Raw genomic sequence first — 15,909 nt, forward strand, 5'->3', positions numbered from 1 at the left:
AGAAAATCGATCCCGTGTTGCTCAGATCGTCATACCGCGGCGCGGTGTTCCTGCGGGCTGACGCCCCGGACCCGCTTGAACGCGGCGCTCAGGGCGAAGGCGCCGCTGTAGCCGACCTGACGGGCGACGGACTCGACGGTGACATCGCTCTCGCGCAGCAGGTCGGCGGCGAGCGCGAGCCGCCAGCCCGTGAGGTACGCCATCGGGGGCTCGCCGACGAGTTCGGCGAAGCGGCGGGCCAGCGCGGCCCGGGAGACCCCCGCCTTCGCGGCCAGCGAGGCGACCGTCCAGGGGTGCGCGGGGTCGTTCTGGAGCAGCCGGAGCGCCCGCCCGACCACCGGGTCGCCCATGGCCCGGTACCAGGCGGGGGCCTCGGCGCCGGGCCGGGAGAACCAGGCGCGGACACCCGTGATGAGCATCAGGTCGAGGACCCGGTCGAGGACGGCGGTCTGGCCGGGTTCGTCGCGGGCTATCTCCTCACCGAGGAAGGGCGTGAGGGGGCAGTTCCACTCCTCGGCGGGCAGATGCAGCAGCCCCGGCAGGGCGTCGAGCAGCCGGCGGCCGACCTCGCCGTCCATCCGGTAGGTGCCGACGAGAAGCGTGGTGCCGCCGTCGGGGGCGTTGCCCCAGGTGCGGACGCCCAGCCGCATGGTCTCGGCGAGCGGCTCCCCGGAGAGGGTGGTGCAGGCGCCGTCGGGGCCGATCACGGCGCGGGGCGGGGCGTCGGGGGTGTCGGCGACGGTGTACGGCTCCGGACCCCGGGCGATCGCGATGTCCCCGGGCCGCAGCAGGACGGGCTCCCCCCGGTCCGGGACGATCCAGGCCTCGCCCTCGGTGACGCACATCAGACAGATCGGCGCGCCGTCCTCGATGCGCACGGACCACGGCGGTTCCATGATCATGCGGAGCAGGAAGGCGCCCCGGGCGCGGGGTCCGTCGAGGAGTCCGGCGAGTGCGTCCATGAGTCGCAAGGGTAGGCGGCCCGGTGAGACGGACGCGTAGGGACGTGAGACTGCGCAGCATGGGCCGCAGGGGCCGTGGGCGGGAGTCTTGGAACATGACGAAGCAGACGAACGACCCGCGGACGAACGACACCGACAACACGCGGAAGGCGGCGGCCGGGCAGACCCCGCGGACCGTCCTGGTGACGAGCGCCACCGGCAAGACCGGGCGGCGTGTGGCGGAGCGGCTCGCGGCGCGGGGGGTGGCGGTCCGCGCCGGGTCCCGCAGCGGCGCCACCCCCTTCGACTGGGAGGACCCGGAGACCTGGGCCCCGGCGCTGCGGGGCGCGGACGCCGCGTACGTGGCCTACTACCCGGACCTCGCCGCCCCCGGCGCGGTCGAGGCGATGCGGACCTTCGGCCGGCTGGCCGCGGAGAACGGGGTGCGGCGGCTGACGGTGCTGTCCGGGCGCGGGGAGCCCGAGGCGGTCGTGGCGGAGGAGGCCCTGCGGGCGGCGGCCCCAGGGGTGGAACTGGCCGTCGTACGAGCCGCGTTCTTCGCACAGAACTTCTCGGAGGGACTGCTGGCGGAGGGGGTCGCCGAGGGCGCGGTCGTCTTCCCCGCGGGTGACACGGCCGAGCCGTTCGTCGACGTGGACGACCTCGCGGACGTCGTCGTCGAGACGCTGACGGCGGACGGTCACGCGGGTCGGGTGCACGAGCTGACGGGGCCGCGGCCGGTGGGCTTCGCCGAGGTGGCGGCGGACATCGCGCGCGCCTCGGGCCGTCCGGTGGTCTACGAGGCGGTGTCGGAGGCCGAGTACACCGAGCTCCTCACCGGGTTCGGGCTGCCGGCCCCGGAGGCGGCGTGGCTGGCGGCCCTGTTCACGACGCTCCTCGACGGTCACAACGCCTCGGTGACGGACGGGGTCAAGCGGGTCCTGGGCCGCGAGCCGCGCTCCTTCACCGCGTTCGCGGACGCCACGTGGGCGAGCGGGCGGGCCTGAGGCCGGGTCCGCGGACGGGCCTGAGGCCGGGTCCGCGGACGGGCCTGAGGCCGGGCCCTCGGCGAGCGGCGCGCCCCGAAGCCGGGGGCCGGGCGTGGAACGCGTCCCGAAGCCGGGCCCCGGGCGGGTACCAAGGGCCCGCGGCCGGGGCCTCGTCGCGCTCAGACCCTCCGGACGAAGCAGGCGAGCCGGTAGCGGGGGTCGTCGCGGGGGCGGTCCTGGTCCGGGAGGCCCGCCAGGGCGGCGGCCAGTGTCTCGAGCGTCGCCGGGTCGCCGGGGAACCAGGAGGCGAAGTACCCGGCGCGCAGCTTCCGTACGGTGTCGCGCGGGGTGCCGCCCTGCCCGTGTCCCGTGAAGTGGGTGCCGGGGGCGGGTTCGAGACCGTGGGCGACGGCGTACCGGGTGATCAGGTCCGCGCGGTCGGATGCCGCCGCGGCGGAGCGGTACGGGCGGAGGATCGCGTCGACGTCGCTGCCGACGTCGTGGGCCGCGTCCTTGTCGACGGTGGCGACCAGGACGCCGCCGGGGCGCAGGACACGGGCCGCCTCGGCGACGATCTCCGCCGCGAAGGGAACGAGGTGCAGCAGCCAGACGGCGCCGACCGCGTCGAGGGAGGCGTCGGGCAGCGGCAGCCTGCGGGCGTCGGCGCGGACGATCCGGCCGGGGACGCGCCCGTCGGCGACCCGCAGCATGGCGTGGGCGGCGTCGGCCCCGTACACCCGCAGTCCGGGCCGGGTGAGCCGCTGGGTGACGAGCCCGGTGCCGCAGGCCAGGTCGAGCAGGGTGCGGGCGCCGGGCGGCACGAGCCGCAGGACGGCCTCGGCCGCCGACGCGGCCCGGGGCGTCCCGCCTCGGGTCCGGTCGTAGTGCGCTGCCTCTGCCTCGTAGTCGAGCACGGTCTCCGCCATGCCGATGATCGTACGAGGAGACGCGGAGGGCCGACGAAGGATCAGTGGGCGCCGTGGCCCGGGGCGATCCGTTCGACGCGCTCGGCGAGTTCGAAGTCCTTCTCGGTGACGGTGCCACCGGCGGAGTGGGTGTTCACGGACAGGGCGACGGTGTTGTAGCCGAGGGTCAGATCCGAGTGGTGGTCGAGCTCCTGCTGGATCCGGGCCACATGGACGACGAGCGCGGTCGCCGCGAAGTGGTCGCCGAGCCGGTATTCGCGGCTGAGGCGGTCGTCTCCGACGGACCAGCCGGGGAGCTCCCGCAGGCGGTCCTCGATCTCCTTCTGCGACAGCGGCTGTGTGGGCACGCGGTGCTCCCTCCGGTCGGGTGGCGCGGGTGACGGACAGGGGTCCCCGGGGAAACGTACCCGGGTCCCCCTCTGGGATACCGTCTGGCCATGACAACGGTCGTGAGCGACACGGGGGTAGGGCCACTGCTGCGCGGTTGGCGTGAGCAGCGGCGGCTGAGCCAGCTGGAGCTGGCGCTGCGTGCCGACTCCTCCGCGCGGCACATCTCGTTCGTGGAGACGGGCAGGTCCCGGCCGAGCGAGGAGATGGTCCTGAGGCTCGCCGAGCACCTGGAGGTGCCGGTCCGGGAGCGGAACGCGCTGCTGCTCGCCGCCGGGTACGCGCCCCGGTACGCGGAGTCGCCGCTCGACGCCCCGCGCCTGGAGACGCTGCGGGAGGGCATCGGGCAGCTCTTGCAGGGGTACGAGCCGTTTCCGGCGCTCGTGGTGGACGGCTCGTACACGGTGGTGGCGGCCAACCGCGCGATCGGGATGCTGCTCGACGGACTTCCGGAGCATCTGCTGGCCCCGCCCCTGAACGCGATGCGGATCACCCTGCATCCGGAGGGCCTGGCGCGCCGGATCCGGAACCTGCGGGAGTGGCGGGGGCATCTGCTGCACCAGATGGAGCGTCAGATCGGGCTGGCCCGTTCGGAGTCGCTGCGCGCGCTGTACACGGAGGTGACGGCGTACCCGCTGCCTCCGGGCGCGGACGACGACGACGCGCCCGAGGCCCCGGGGCCGGAGGACGTGTACCCGTACTTCGCCCTGCCGCTGCGGATCGAACACGACGGGCACGTGCTGTCCTTCGTGTCGTCGATCTCGACGTTCAACACCCCGCTGGACGTGACGGTCGCCGAGCTGGCCATCGAGACGTTCCTCCCGGCCGACCCGGCGACAGTGGCGTATCTGCAGTCCCTGCCGCCTTTCGACGACTAGGCGTTCGACGACCAGCCGTCTATGGACCAGCGTTTTGTGGACCGGCCGTTCGTCGGCCGGCCCTCAGCGGCCGGCCGCGACGGCTCGCAGCGCGGCCCACTGGAGTACGGCGAACCCGGCGACGGTGGCCGCCTGCATCGGCGTCCACACCAGGCCGGCGGTGGTGGGCTCCAGCCAGGCGACGAGGGCGACGATGCTGAGGACCGCCCACAGCGCGTTGATGTCGACGACGAGTCTGACGCCGAGCGCCGGGGGCTGCGGGCGGCTCGCGAGCCAGGCCACGCCGGCGGCGTACAGGGCGAGCAGCACGCCGAGTTCGAGCAGCAGGCCCGCGTCGACGCCGAGGAACTCCCCGAGCGGGCCGGAGGCGACGGCGTAGGCGATGCCGTTGGCCCCGGTGACGACGGCGTCGAGGGCGAGGAAGCGGCGCACCGCGGAGTGCGGCCGGGTGGTGCGGGCAAGACCGACGAGCAGGGCCTGGGACATGGCGGATCGCCCTCCATGGGGACGTTGGCGCTGGTGGTGGACCCGGAGCCCGAGCGGAGTGCGCCGCCCGGGTTCCGGTGTTCCCGAGCATGCCGCGGACGTCGGAGCGGGTCGATTACGCGGGAGGTAATGCGCGCGGGCGACGAGGGCCGGTGCGGGTGGGCTCGTCGGAGTTCGGACGGTGTGTCGGTGCGCGGGCGGGCGTGAGTATTGTTCGCGCCGGGGTGGCCGGGAGTGGTCCCCCGGAGGGGGGAGAGACGCATGGCGTGGAACAGGCAACGGGCCCGCATGGTGGCCACCGGGGACGATCACACGGTGACGCCCGCGGAGCTCTTCTTCGACCTGGTGTTCGTGTACGCGATCACGCAGGTCACCGCTCTGATGGCGAGCGCGCCCTCGCCGTTGCGGGTGGTCGGCGGGATGGTCGTGCTGGCGCTGCTCTGGTGGTGCTGGTGCTGCTTCGCCTGGCTGGGGAATGTCGTACGGGCCGACTCCGGCGTGCTGTTCGCGGTCCTCGTCACCGTCATGGCCGTCGTCCTGATCGTGTCACTGGCCGTGCCGGAGGTTCTCGCGGACGCGCCCGGCGGGCTGTCGACCCCGCTGCTCTTCGTGCTCTGCTACGGGGCGGTGCGCGTCCTGCACCTGGCCTCGTACTGGCTCTCCAGCCCCGGGGACCTCGCCCTGCGCACCACCCTGCGGCGTACTGCCCTGGTGTCCGTCCTCCCGCCCCTCGTGCCGCTGCTGATCGGCAGCGCGTACAGCGGCCGGCCCCAACTCCTCCTGTGGCTGGCGGCGGTGGCGATCGACTACGGCGGTGTCTATGTCACCGGCTCCTCCGGGTGGCGGGTGACGTCTCCCGGGCACTTCGCCGAGCGCCACGGCCTGATCGTGATCATCGCGCTCGGGGAGTCCATCGTCGCGATGGGCGTCGGTGTCTCCGGCTTCCCGCTCACCCTCGCCGTGCTCGGTGCCTCGGCCGCCGGGCTGCTGCTCTCGGCCGGGCTGTGGCGGCTGTACTTCCGGCAGCTCGGTGAGGCCGCCGAGCACCGGCTCGCCGGGCTGGAGGGTGACGACCGCACCCGGTTCGCCCGGGACGTGTACACCTTCCTGCACCTGCCGCTGGTCGCGGGCGTCGTGCTCTGCGCGCTCGGCATGAAGAAGGTCCTCCAGCAGGTCGCCGACACCGGGCACTACGGTCTCGCCGAGCCCCTGCACGGGGTCGTGGCCTGGTCGTTGACCGGTGGCGTCGGGGTGTACCTCCTCGGGGCCGCCGCGATTCTGCTGCGCACCACGGGCCGGCGGCCGACCGCCCTGGCCGCGGGCGGTGTGTGCTGTCTGGCGGCGGGCCCGCTCGTCGGACTGGTTCCCGCCCTGGTGGCGCTCGTGGCCCTCGCCACGGTCGCGGCGGTCCTGGTCTGGCTGCACGGCCGGCGGAAGGCGCCGGTGTTCGAGGCCGTCGAGGCGGCCTGAGACGCCGGGGAGGTACGAGTACTGGACGGCGACGATCGCGGTGTCGCCCCCGTACATGTACTCCAGGGCCTCGGCGACGTTCGGGTCGATCCAGCCGGTGCCGGTGGTGCCGGCGACGGCGAGCACGGCACGGTCGAAGGCCCCGGTGCGGTCGAGTTCGCGGACGGCGAGCCGGGCCTGGGCGGCGAAGGGGCTGTCGTCGTCGAAGGCGGCGGGGAGCGCGGAGGGTACGTAGACGCGGACCGGGTCGTGGGCGGGCCGGCCGGTCCAGGCGGTGAGGGTGTCGCGGGTGGGGGCGGAGCCGGTGAAGTTGCGGCCCTGGTAGCCGAGGTTCTCCCAGGCGATGAGGGAACCGGGTCCGCCGGAGACGAGCCGGGAGCGGGGCGCCGGATGCCGTCCTTGGTATCGCCGTTGGTGGCCGCGGCGATGCGATCGGCGATGTCGACGACTCCTCGGTCGAAGACGATGTCGCATACGCCGACGAGGACCACGAGGGCGGAGAGGACCGCGCCGACGGCGAAGGCGACGGGCCGGGGCAGGAGCCGGCCGAGCTGCCGGATCAGGGTGACGGAGCCGAGGCGCACGGCGCGGGCCACGAGGAGCGCGACGAGCAGCAGGCCGAGCGCGATGAGCGCGATCATCGGCGTGTGCCAGGTGAGGGAGGGCGGGAGGCCCTGGAGCACCCGGAGCCGACGCTGCATCCGGGCGCTCTCGGAGATGAGCCATACGGCGAGGACCGGGCTGAGCAGCCAGTACGCCTGCCAGCAGCGGGTGCGGAGCCGGTCGGCGGGCCGCCGGGGCACGAAGACCCGCACGATCCAGGCGAGCGTGGAGCCGAGGGCGTACCCGATGACGGCGGTGATGCCGCCGACGAGGCCCTGGAGGTACCAGGGCCGGGGCACCAGGGAGGGCGTGAGGCTCGACCAGAAGAAGAGGGTGGCGAGGCAGAGCGCGATGAGGTCGGGCCAGCGGCGGATGCGGTACGAGAGGTCCGGGCGGTCCCAGTAGGGGCGCCGCGCGAAGGCGAGGATCCGGTCGGCGGCGCGGCGCGGGAGGGGCGGGCGGGGAGCGGCCGCGGAGGCGGGGCTTCGGTCGCGGTCCGGGCTTCGGTCGCGGTCGGAGCTTCCGTCCTCGGGGTCTCGCCCCGGGGCGGCTCTCCTCTCCGGGCCTCCTTCGCCGTCCGGGTCGTGCGCGGTGACCCGGCTCGTGCCGGACGCGGGTCCGGCGGACCGATCGGGGCTGGTGTTCCGGTCGGTCGAGGTCATCGGAACAGCCTCGTACGCCCGAACACCGGTACGCAAATCGGATTTCGCCGTGGCCCGCGTCGGGGCGTCACGAAGCGTCAGCGGGCGCTGTCCTCGCGGTGGACGGGCGGTTCGGGCGCCGGGACCGGGGCGGCCTCGGAGGCCGGGCCGGCGGGCTCGGACGCGCTGCGGTCGGCGCGGCGCGCGCGGGAGGCCTCGGCGCGCAGCAGGGCCTGGAGGGCGGCGTACGGGTCGACGGGCATGGCGAAGCTCCTCATGGTGCGGGGGTGATGGGGTAACTGCGGGGAGGCGCGGGCCTCTCAGCAGCGCATCACCACGCACCGGAGCGCGTCACCGCGCGGGGCGGGGACGGGAGCGGGGGCGGCGGTACGGGACGGCCGCCGGGCGGTACGGGGGCGGTGCCGCCCGCGGGCCGGCCGGACACCCGTGCGGTGCCGCCGGCCCCGGCCGGGCAGCCCCGCCTCGGCGGCGGCCGGATCGTGCGTCTCGGCACCGGGGTCGGACGCCGGGGAGGCCGCGGCGGGCCGCATCTCGGCGCCACCGGTGAGCAGCGCGGCGGCGCCGGTGCCGAGCAGTGCGGCGAGGACGAGGAGCAGCACGGTCCAGCGGCGCGGCCCGGGGCCCGGGCGCGCCCGACGGCCCGCCGGAGTGGCGGGCGCGCAGGTCGTCCGGTGCACGGGGCTCACGGTGAACCGTCCTGCCCCGCGAGGACCCCGGCGAGGCCCTCCGGGCCGGAGATCCGCCCGAGCGGCGTAAGGCCTGTCCCCGGGAGGGTCCGGCTCCCCGGGCGCGTCCGGCTCCCCCGACGGGTCCGGTACCCCCGGCGGGTCCGGCTCCCCCGGTACCCCCGGCGGGTCCGGCTCCCCCGGTCCTCAGGCGATGACCACCGTGTTGTGGGACTGGAAGAGCGCGTAGTACTCCGTGTAGACGGTGCCGGGGTTCATCGTGGACAGATCGGTGATGAGGTTTCCCGACGCGTCGGTCCTGCGCACCGCGTTGCCCGCGTGCTTGTGCGACCAGTACCCCTCGGCGTGCCAGCGGTAGAAGTGGAAGTCCCGGAAGCCGCTCGGGAAGGCCCCGGTGTACAGGGCGATGACGAACCGCAGGCTGCCTTCGGGGCGGCAGGGGTAACCCCACAGGTTCAGCCCGTCCTTGTAGCAGCCGACCGCGACCTGGAAGCCGAGCATCGTCGCGGGAATCGTGTAGCCGTGCGCGAGGCCCGGCCGTGCGAACACGTTGACCACACGGCTGACGGCGTAGGCGTAGCAGTTGTTGTACGGCTCGATGCTGGGCTGGCCCCAGAACGCCGGGTTGTAGGGGTAGCTGTCGTAGGGACAGGAGACGTCTCTCGATCGGAGGGCACGCAGCTGTTCCAGCGCCTCCTCGTCCATCGTGGACCTCGGGCCCTCTTCGGTCGTCGCGCGGTAGGTGGCCGCGTCGGGCCCGTTGCCGACGGTTCTCGCGACCTCCTGCCGGGCGGTCTCCAGGACCAGGTCCGCGTACCGGGTCGATCCGACGTCGACCCCTCCGCCTTCCCCGAGGTCGTACGGGATGGTCGCGAGGAGTCGTTCGGCGAGCTCCGCCGCGGCGCTCGCGTCCTTCGTCCCGCCTCCGGCGAGTTCGAAGCTCGGGGGAAGACCTCCGAGCGCGCTCCTCTCCGTCCTCGGGTCGGCGGTCACGTCCACGTGGACACCGCGGAAGCCGAGGCCCGTGTAGCCGCTGCCCACCTCGCCGAGCGCGTCGCGTTCGGCCTCCAGGAGGGTCACCAGCTCGTGCACCCGGTCGGGGTCGGTGATCTCCCACGAGGGGTTCGGCCGCCCCGAGCACATGTCGATCGTCACGCGCAGACCCATGATGGCCACTCCTTCGTCCCAGTCAGCCCGTCGCGGGGGTCAGACAGAGGTCCTGGGTCGTGCCCTCCATCGTCGACCTGATCAGCACGACGTACAGGTTGATGTATCCCTCGCGCATGATGCGGACGCCGTATCCCTCCCACTCGCCGGGGACCACGGCGTGGAACTGGGCGTCCCAGCCGAACAGATAGGTGTTGATCCCGTCGGTGATCCAGGACCAGGGCAGCGGCGCCCCGGTGACGCAGTCGCTCAGCCGGAGCGTGACGAGCCAGGGGGCGAAGCCGCCCTCCTCCGCGACCTGCGCGGCCTTGGCGCCGAGGACCGAACCGTCGCCGAAGTACCCGGTGCCGTGCTCGGCCCCGGCGATCCTGGCGGCCGTGCGGGCGAGTTCCGTGCGGACCGGACCGGCGGGGAGCGGGCTCCCCCGGCCGGGCGAGCCGGCCTCGCGCAGTGCGGTGTGTACGGCCGCGGTGAGCTTGACGGCGAGATCGGCCTCGTCGGTCACCGGGAACAGCTGCTCCGGTACGTGGGACCTGAGGAGGCGCGGCTCCAGATACTCCCCGCCGACGGTCAACGGTCCACCGTTCAGCTTCTTCTCGAGGTCGTCGAGGCTCACGAGGGGCAGCAACTCCCTGAGCTGGAGGCCGATTTCGCGCACCAGGGCGGCCTCGGGGCCGGCTCGCAGCAGCAGCGTCTCGAAGGGCACGTCGGAGGCGGGGGCATTCTGGTTCACCGTCATCAACTCCTGGTTCCGGTCACCCCGGGTGATGAATGCGACCGTGACGCGAACGCAGAGTGCCTGCGGGAGGGAAGCTGGGACCGGGAGACCCGGAGTCGTGTCCTGGGCTCGCTGCCTGACGGCGCGCCGCGCCTACTCCTTCAGTCTGTTCCCCGCGATCACGGGCCGCAACTCGGCGATGCGGCCTGCGCGTCGGCGTCGGCGCGACGGTGGTGCGCCGTCCGTCGCACCTTCGGGTCATGGTCCGGTCGCGGCGAACAGGCCTCCCCTCAGTGGTTCTTGTCCCGCGTCAGTGGTTCTTGTCCCGCGCGATCGGCCGATCGACGGGAAGCGGCGATTCCGATCGGCCGGTGGGCGGTGAGATCTCCAGCGGCACCTGCGGACCCGAGCACTCCCGCAGCCAGCGCCGCAGCACCCGGTGCACCTGCTCGGCGCCGACCAGCTCCTCCCCCGCGCCGACGGGCGGCGACAGCTCCGGCGGCGAGAGCAGGAAGGGATGCGACTGCTCCCCGCCGAGACCGCCGTGCGAGCCGATCTGCTCCTCGAAGGCGTGCACGGTGCCGGTCGCCGGGTCGTACATCGAGTTGACCATGATGTCCGCGACGTGCGGGAAGCCGTCCGTACGCCGTACCGCCCGCGCCGCGCCCCGCCCGAAGACCGCGAGCGGTCCCGCGTCGTCGAGCTCGGCGACCGGCACCTCCGCCCCGTCCCGGGCGAGCACCACCGAACCGTGCTCGGCGCTGGCCACCAGCACGAAGCCGACCCCCGGATGGTGCGCGAGGGTCCGGAGCAGCGCGGGATGGCGCCGGTCGATCTCCTCCCGGGTCATCCGGTGCGGCACGTCGGGGAAGGAGACGAGGCCCAGGTTGCCCGAGGCGAGGACCAGTGGCTCGGAGGGCCGGTCGGGCAGCTCCCGCGCCGTCTCCCCCGACTCGTCCACCGGCCGGTGCAGCGCGAGCCGCAGCGCGTCGCGGGCCGCGTCACGCGCCTCCGAACCGCTGCGGGTCCGGCGGACCCGACGCGGCACCGGAAGCCCGCACCCGGCCCTGACGAGTTCCTTGAGCGTCAGCCCGTAGGCCCCTTCGAAGGTCTCTCCGGGGCTCTGCCCGTGGTCGGAGAGGAGCACGATCCGGTACGGGCGGGGGGCGTGCTCGGCGACCGTGGCGATGAGCGCGATCGAGCGGTCCAGACGGCGCAGGACCTGGTCGGTGTCCCGGCCGTGCGGACCCGAGTGGTGCGCCACCTCGTCGTAGGCGACCAGGTCGGCGTAGACGGCGGTCCGCCCGGCGAGCATGTCGCCCATCACCGCGGAGACCACGACGTCCCGCTCCACGACCGTCGCGAAGGCACGCACGAAGGGGTACGTGCCGCCGCGCGACACCCTCGGGCCGTCGCGGCGCAGCAGGGCCCGGGTGGACTGGAAGATCTCGCGCGCGCATTCGGCGACGAGCGATCCGGCGGTGCGGACGGCGTTGGCCGGGTCGGAGAAGTACGCGAAGTAGCCGGCGCGCGAGCGGTTGCGCGAGCCGCGCCGGGCGGCCATCGACAGGACGAGCGCGAGCTGGTCGGCGCCGCCGCTGAAGAGATTGCCCCGGGAGGCCCCGTCGACGGTGAGCAGACCGCCGTCGCCGGTGCGGCGGACGGCCCGGCGCTGGAGTTCCACCGCACTGGCCGGGCGGTTCGACACCATCAGCCGGCCGGTGTCCTTCTCGTACCAGCGGAAGGCGGGCACGTCCTCGTTGGAGCCGTGGAGGATGCCGAGCTGGCTCGCACCGGTCTGGCTGGACCAGTCGGTGCGCCAGGGGGTGAGCCGGTGCCCGTCCTCCAGCCAGGCGGCGACGGTCGGCATGAGCCCGTCGGCGACGGCCTCGCGCAGGACGTGGTGGCCGACTCCGTCGAGCTGGAGGAAGACGGTGCCGGGGACCTGCTCGGGCACGCCGACCGAGGCGCGGGGCCGGGTGCGGCCGGTGAGCCGGTAGAGGCGGCGGCGATAGGCGTCGTCGTCGCGGACGGCGAGGCCGGTGGAGGTCGCGGAGGCCACGGCGGACATGACGGCGGCGACCACGACGGCCGTCTCCGGGTTGGCGGCGCCGCGCCCGTCGGGGATCAGCCAGAGCGCGACGAGCAGCATCGAACCGTTGAGGAAGAAGACGAGGAGACCGAGGACGAGGGCCGGGACGAGCAGCAGGGCCCGCACGATCAGGGGCCACACGAGCGCGCCGAGCAGGCCGAACGCACCGGCCGCGGCGGCGGCGGTGAGCGCCGTTCTCGTGAAGCTGTCACCGTCGGCGGACTGGAGCTCGAAGTCGGGGAGCAGCCCGGCGAGGATCAGCATGGTGAGGGTGGACACCGCCCACACCACGACCACCCGCCCCAGCGCGCCACCCACGGACCGCCAGCGCTCGGCGCCACCCCATCGCCCGTCACTCACGCCCGCTTCACCTTTCGCCCGTTTCCTGCCTCAAGCGTGGCACAACGCCCTCGGTCGGCGGGGAAAACGGGCGGCGGGGATCGGCCCGGATGTGTCAGGTCGTACGCCGGACCGCGTCGGCCGGTCCGGCTCACGGCGCCCGGGAAGCGTCGTCAGGTCCGGCTCACGGCGCCCGGGAAGCGTCGCCCGGTCCGACTCGCCGCGTCGGCTCAGCAGCCGTCGTACCCGGCGGTCGGCATGGAGAGCCGCCGATGGACCCCCGCCTTGGCCGCCGCGTCGTACGCCGGTTCGCACGCCGGTTCGTCGGGGCAGACGGTCTCCACCCGCACCCCGCGCCGCGCGCACTCGGCGCGGAATCCGGGCACGGAGGTCAACGCGCGCGCGAGCACGCGCTCGTTGGCCGCGACGAAGAGATCGACCGCGCCCGCCTCCACGTCCGCCCACAGCGCCGCGTGATCGGGGCGGATGCCGTAGAACAGCAACTGGCGGGCGACCACGTACCCCTTGTCGTCGGCCCAGCGGGCACACAGCGCGTGCTGACCACGCGTGTCGACAAGGAAGGGGTCGCTGTCCAGCTCTTCGAGCGGGGTGAGGCTCGCGATCGCCGCCACCCGAACGTCGTCCATGAACCGACCCTACTGCCGGACGGCGCGGCCGAACATCCTCCGGAGCCCGCTCCGGACATTTACCCTCGTTACGGAGTTACGGAACGGCCGCGGACATCGCGCGCCGCGGCCGTGGCCCCCGACGACGGAAGGCGGCATGCCGGTGGAGGTCACCTGGTGGGGTCACGCGACCTGCACGGTCGAGGACTCCGGGGTCCGCTTCCTCACCGATCCGCTGTTCGCACGGCGTCTCGCGCATCTGCGGCGGCGGCGCGGAGCCCTGCCGCCGCCCGAGGCCGCGATCGCCGAGGCCGTCCTCGTCTCGCACCTGCACTCCGACCATCTGCATCTGCCGTCGCTGGCCCGGCTCGCGCCCGGGACGCTGCTGATCGTGCCGCGCGGGGCCCCCGCGGCCGTCCCGGGGCTGCGGAGGCTCGACGGGAACGGGGTGCGGCTGACCGAGGTGGAGCCGGGCGACTCGGTGACGGTGGAGGGCCTGACCGTACGGGCCGTACCGGCGCGCCACGACGGACGGCGGCTGCCGGTCGGACCGCATCGCGCCCCCGCGCTCGGATACGTCGTCGAGGGCGAGGCGCGTACGTACTTCGCCGGGGACACCGGACTCTTCGACGGGATGGCGGAGGCGGTGGGGCCGGTGGACGTGGCACTGCTGCCGGTGGGCGGCTGGGGCCCGTACCTCGGGCACGGCCACCTCGACGCGGGCCGCGCCGCCGAGGCGCTCGCCGCGCTGTCGCCCGCGGCGGCGGTCCCGGTGCACTACGGCACGTACTGGCCGATCGGGCTCGACGGGATCCGCCCGCACGAGTTCCACGCGCCGGGGGACGAGTTCGTACGCCACGCGGCACGGCTCGCGCCGAAGGTGGTGGTCCACCTCCTCGCCCACGGCGAGCGGGTGCGGCCGGAGGTCGCCCGGTGAGGGCGGGCACCACGGCCCGGCCGGGTACGACGGCGGTTCCGGAGGCCGCCCGGTGATCGACGGCCTCACCGGTGTCGCGGCGGCCGTGCGGGAGCTGCCGCCCGAGTCGACGCAGCATGCCGTCGGCTATCCCTCGCTGTTCCTGCTCGTGGCGCTCGGCGCCCTCGTGCCGGTCGTGCCGACGGGCGCGATCGTCAGTTCGGCGGCCGTGGTCGCCTTCCACCAGTCCTCGCCGCTGTCGCTGCTCTTCGTCTTCCTGGTGTCGGCCCTCGCCGCGTGGCTCGGCGACGCCGCCCTCTACTGGCTCGGCCAGCGCGGGGTCCGGTCCCGCAACGGGTCGCGGTGGCTCTCCTCGCTGCGGGGCCGGGTGACCCCGGAGCGGCTCGCCCACGCACAGGAGCGGCTCGACACGCATCAGGTGTCGGTGCTCGTGCTGTCGCGGCTCGTGCCGGCGGGGCGGATCCCGGTGATGCTGGCGTGCCTGCTGTCGGGGATGCCGCTGCGGCGCTTCGTCCGGGGCGACGCGGCCGCCTGTCTGGCGTGGGCGGCGACGTACCAGCTGATCGGGATCCTGGGCGGTTCGCTCTTCCCGGAGCCGTGGCAGGGAGTGGTCGCCGCGGTGGGCCTCACGGTGCTGATCAGCGCGGTCCCGTCGCTGTGGCGGCGGGTCCGGGGAAGGACGGACGTCGGCGGGGTGTCAGGGCACGAGCACCCGTGAGCCGCCCACCGGCAGGTCCCACAGGTCCTCGCGGGGCAGCCCGGCCTGCTCCCAGGCGGTCCTGACCCGGGTGAGGGGTTCGAGGACGGGCTCGGAGGACAGCACGAAGGTCGCCCAGTGCATGGGCGCCATCCGCCGGGCCCCCAGGTCCTGGTGGGCGCGGACGGCCTCCTCCGGGTCGGTGTGGACGTCGCTGAGCCACCAGCGGGGGTCGTAGGCGCCGATGGGGAGCAGTGCCAGGTCGATGCCGGGGTAGCGGCGGCCGATCTCGGCGAACCAGTGGCCGTAGCCGGTGTCCCCGGCGAAGTGGACGCGCCGCCCGGACCGGTCGGTCAGCACCCAGCCGCCCCACAGGGAGCGGCAGGTGTCCAGGAGGGTGCGCTTGGACCAGTGGTGGGCGGGGACGAAGTCGAAGCGCACGCCGTCGAGTTCGGCCGCCTCCCACCAGTCGAGCTCGGTGACGCGGCTGAAGCGGCGGCGGACGAACCAGCGGCCGAGGCCGGCGGGGACGAAGACCGGCGTGTGCCGGGGTAGCCGTCTCAGGGTGGGGGCGTCGAGGTGGTCGAAGTGGTTGTGGCTGATGACGACGGCGTCGACGCGCGGCAGGTCCTCCCAGCGGACCCCGACCGGGGTGAGCCGGGCGGGGGTTCCGAAGATGCGGCGGGACCAGACCGGGTCGGTGAGGACGGTGAGCCCGCCGAGCCGCAGCACCCAACTGGCGTGTCCTGCCCAGGTGACGGCCAGGGTGTCGGGTCCCGCCGGTGGCAGCGGGCCCGGCTCGAAGGGAAGCAGGGGGATGTCGTTGAGCCCCTCGGCCCGGGGCCGTACGGCACCTTCACGGGCGAGGCGCGCCAGGGCCCGGACGCCGGGGAGGGGGGCCGTGAGCCGGTCGGCGAAGGTGCGGGGCCAGTCCAGGCGCAGCCGCCCGACGGGCTGGAGGGCGGGAGCCGGGGCGGGGGCCGTGCCGGGGTCGGAGGCGGGGGCCGTGGCGGGGTCCGGCGGAGGGGCGGAGGTCGTGGCGGGGTCCGGCGGAGGGGCGGGAGCCGGGGCAGGGTCCGGCGGAGGGGCGGAGGTCGTGGCGGGGGCCGGCGCGGGAGCGGGGGCCGTGGCAGGGTCGGGGGGATACGGGGCCTGGGCGGCCCGCGCGGGGTCTGCCGTCCGTTCCGTCATCTGCGGGCTCCGTTCTGCGCGGATCGTACGGGTGGGGCGGGTCGTCGCCGGTGCGAGGCGCTTCGGTCGTGCGGGGTGCGGCACCCGGGCGCGGTACGGGGCGGGGGCCGCCGT

Annotated in this window: 16 protein-coding genes and 1 pseudogene; 5 read left to right on the forward strand and 12 right to left on the reverse strand. The window is 74.4% G+C overall.

The window, feature by feature from the left end; genetic code table 11:
• Positions 1-29: 29 nt before the first annotated feature.
• Positions 30-962 carry an AraC family transcriptional regulator gene (locus ACH4MY_RS03300; RefSeq protein ID WP_397996753.1) on the reverse strand — a complete coding sequence of 311 codons (933 nt, stop codon included), beginning with the start codon at positions 960-962 and terminating at the stop codon, positions 30-32.
• A 95-nt stretch (positions 963-1,057) separates the two neighbouring features.
• Between ACH4MY_RS03300 and ACH4MY_RS03305 the strand changes: the two genes are divergently transcribed.
• The gene (locus ACH4MY_RS03305; protein WP_397996755.1) at positions 1,058-1,948 is read left to right on the forward strand and encodes an NmrA family transcriptional regulator; all 891 of its coding nucleotides are present in this window, start codon (positions 1,058-1,060) and stop codon (positions 1,946-1,948) included.
• Between the two features lie 161 nt (positions 1,949-2,109).
• Here ACH4MY_RS03305 and ACH4MY_RS03310 read toward each other — a convergent pair whose 3' ends face one another.
• The gene (locus ACH4MY_RS03310; protein WP_397997392.1) at positions 2,110-2,844 is read right to left on the reverse strand and encodes a class I SAM-dependent methyltransferase; all 735 of its coding nucleotides are present in this window, start codon (positions 2,842-2,844) and stop codon (positions 2,110-2,112) included.
• Between the two features lie 53 nt (positions 2,845-2,897).
• Complete coding sequence (locus ACH4MY_RS03315; protein WP_397996757.1) at positions 2,898-3,203, reverse strand: 4a-hydroxytetrahydrobiopterin dehydratase; 306 nt, start codon at positions 3,201-3,203, stop codon at positions 2,898-2,900.
• Positions 3,204-3,293: 90 nt separating this feature from the next.
• Here ACH4MY_RS03315 and ACH4MY_RS03320 point away from each other — a divergent pair, with 90 nt between their 5' ends.
• Positions 3,294-4,121: a helix-turn-helix domain-containing protein gene (locus ACH4MY_RS03320; RefSeq protein WP_397996759.1), complete on the forward strand. Its 828-nt coding sequence runs from the start codon at positions 3,294-3,296 to the stop codon at positions 4,119-4,121.
• 63 nt (positions 4,122-4,184) lie between these two features.
• On the opposite strand, the gene ACH4MY_RS03325 is transcribed toward ACH4MY_RS03320, so the two are convergent.
• Entirely contained in the window at positions 4,185-4,607 is a 423-nt protein-coding gene (locus ACH4MY_RS03325; protein ID WP_397996762.1) for a hypothetical protein, read from the reverse strand.
• Between the two features lie 261 nt (positions 4,608-4,868).
• Here ACH4MY_RS03325 and ACH4MY_RS03330 point away from each other — a divergent pair, with 261 nt between their 5' ends.
• Positions 4,869-6,077, forward strand: a complete 1,209-nt coding sequence (locus tag ACH4MY_RS03330) for a low temperature requirement protein A (RefSeq protein WP_397997395.1) — start codon at positions 4,869-4,871, stop codon at positions 6,075-6,077.
• A 63-nt stretch (positions 6,078-6,140) separates the two neighbouring features.
• On the opposite strand, the pseudogene ACH4MY_RS03335 reads toward ACH4MY_RS03330, so the two are convergent.
• From ACH4MY_RS03335 to ACH4MY_RS03365, 7 genes and pseudogenes are all read right to left on the reverse strand, one after another.
• Positions 6,141-7,342 (reverse strand): annotated as a pseudogene (locus ACH4MY_RS03335) (alpha/beta-hydrolase N-terminal domain-containing protein); the annotation flags it as partial.
• Positions 7,343-7,419: 77 nt separating this feature from the next.
• Complete coding sequence (locus ACH4MY_RS03340; protein WP_397996763.1) at positions 7,420-7,584, reverse strand: hypothetical protein; 165 nt, start codon at positions 7,582-7,584, stop codon at positions 7,420-7,422.
• Positions 7,585-7,641: 57 nt separating this feature from the next.
• Positions 7,642-8,019, reverse strand: a complete 378-nt coding sequence (locus ACH4MY_RS03345; protein WP_397996766.1) for a hypothetical protein — start codon at positions 8,017-8,019, stop codon at positions 7,642-7,644.
• 195 nt (positions 8,020-8,214) lie between these two features.
• Positions 8,215-9,195 carry a hypothetical protein gene (locus ACH4MY_RS03350; protein WP_397996768.1) on the reverse strand — a complete coding sequence of 327 codons (981 nt, stop codon included), beginning with the start codon at positions 9,193-9,195 and terminating at the stop codon, positions 8,215-8,217.
• Between the two features lie 22 nt (positions 9,196-9,217).
• Positions 9,218-9,928, reverse strand: a complete 711-nt coding sequence (locus tag ACH4MY_RS03355; protein WP_397996771.1) for a hypothetical protein — start codon at positions 9,926-9,928, stop codon at positions 9,218-9,220.
• Positions 9,929-10,223: 295 nt separating this feature from the next.
• Positions 10,224-12,365, reverse strand: a complete 2,142-nt coding sequence (locus tag ACH4MY_RS03360; RefSeq protein ID WP_397996774.1) for a phage holin family protein — start codon at positions 12,363-12,365, stop codon at positions 10,224-10,226.
• A 209-nt stretch (positions 12,366-12,574) separates the two neighbouring features.
• Positions 12,575-12,991 carry a hypothetical protein gene (locus ACH4MY_RS03365; RefSeq protein ID WP_397996776.1) on the reverse strand — a complete coding sequence of 139 codons (417 nt, stop codon included), beginning with the start codon at positions 12,989-12,991 and terminating at the stop codon, positions 12,575-12,577.
• Positions 12,992-13,127: 136 nt separating this feature from the next.
• Here ACH4MY_RS03365 and ACH4MY_RS03370 point away from each other — a divergent pair, with 136 nt between their 5' ends.
• Together ACH4MY_RS03370 and ACH4MY_RS03375 are read left to right on the forward strand one after the other, a co-directional pair.
• On the forward strand, positions 13,128-13,907 hold the full coding sequence (locus ACH4MY_RS03370; RefSeq protein ID WP_397996779.1) for an MBL fold metallo-hydrolase: 780 nt from the start codon (positions 13,128-13,130) through the stop codon (positions 13,905-13,907).
• Between the two features lie 52 nt (positions 13,908-13,959).
• On the forward strand, positions 13,960-14,625 hold the full coding sequence (locus ACH4MY_RS03375) for a DedA family protein (RefSeq protein WP_397996782.1): 666 nt from the start codon (positions 13,960-13,962) through the stop codon (positions 14,623-14,625).
• Here ACH4MY_RS03375 and ACH4MY_RS03380 read toward each other — a convergent pair.
• Positions 14,605-15,795: an MBL fold metallo-hydrolase gene (locus ACH4MY_RS03380; protein ID WP_397996784.1), complete on the reverse strand. Its 1,191-nt coding sequence runs from the start codon at positions 15,793-15,795 to the stop codon at positions 14,605-14,607. The genes ACH4MY_RS03375 and ACH4MY_RS03380 overlap by 21 nt on opposite strands.
• Between the last annotated feature and the right edge of the window lie 114 nt (positions 15,796-15,909).

The organism is Streptomyces sp. NPDC017246 (assembly GCF_044331325.1).
In the GTDB taxonomy this organism is placed as follows: domain Bacteria; phylum Actinomycetota; class Actinomycetes; order Streptomycetales; family Streptomycetaceae; genus Streptomyces.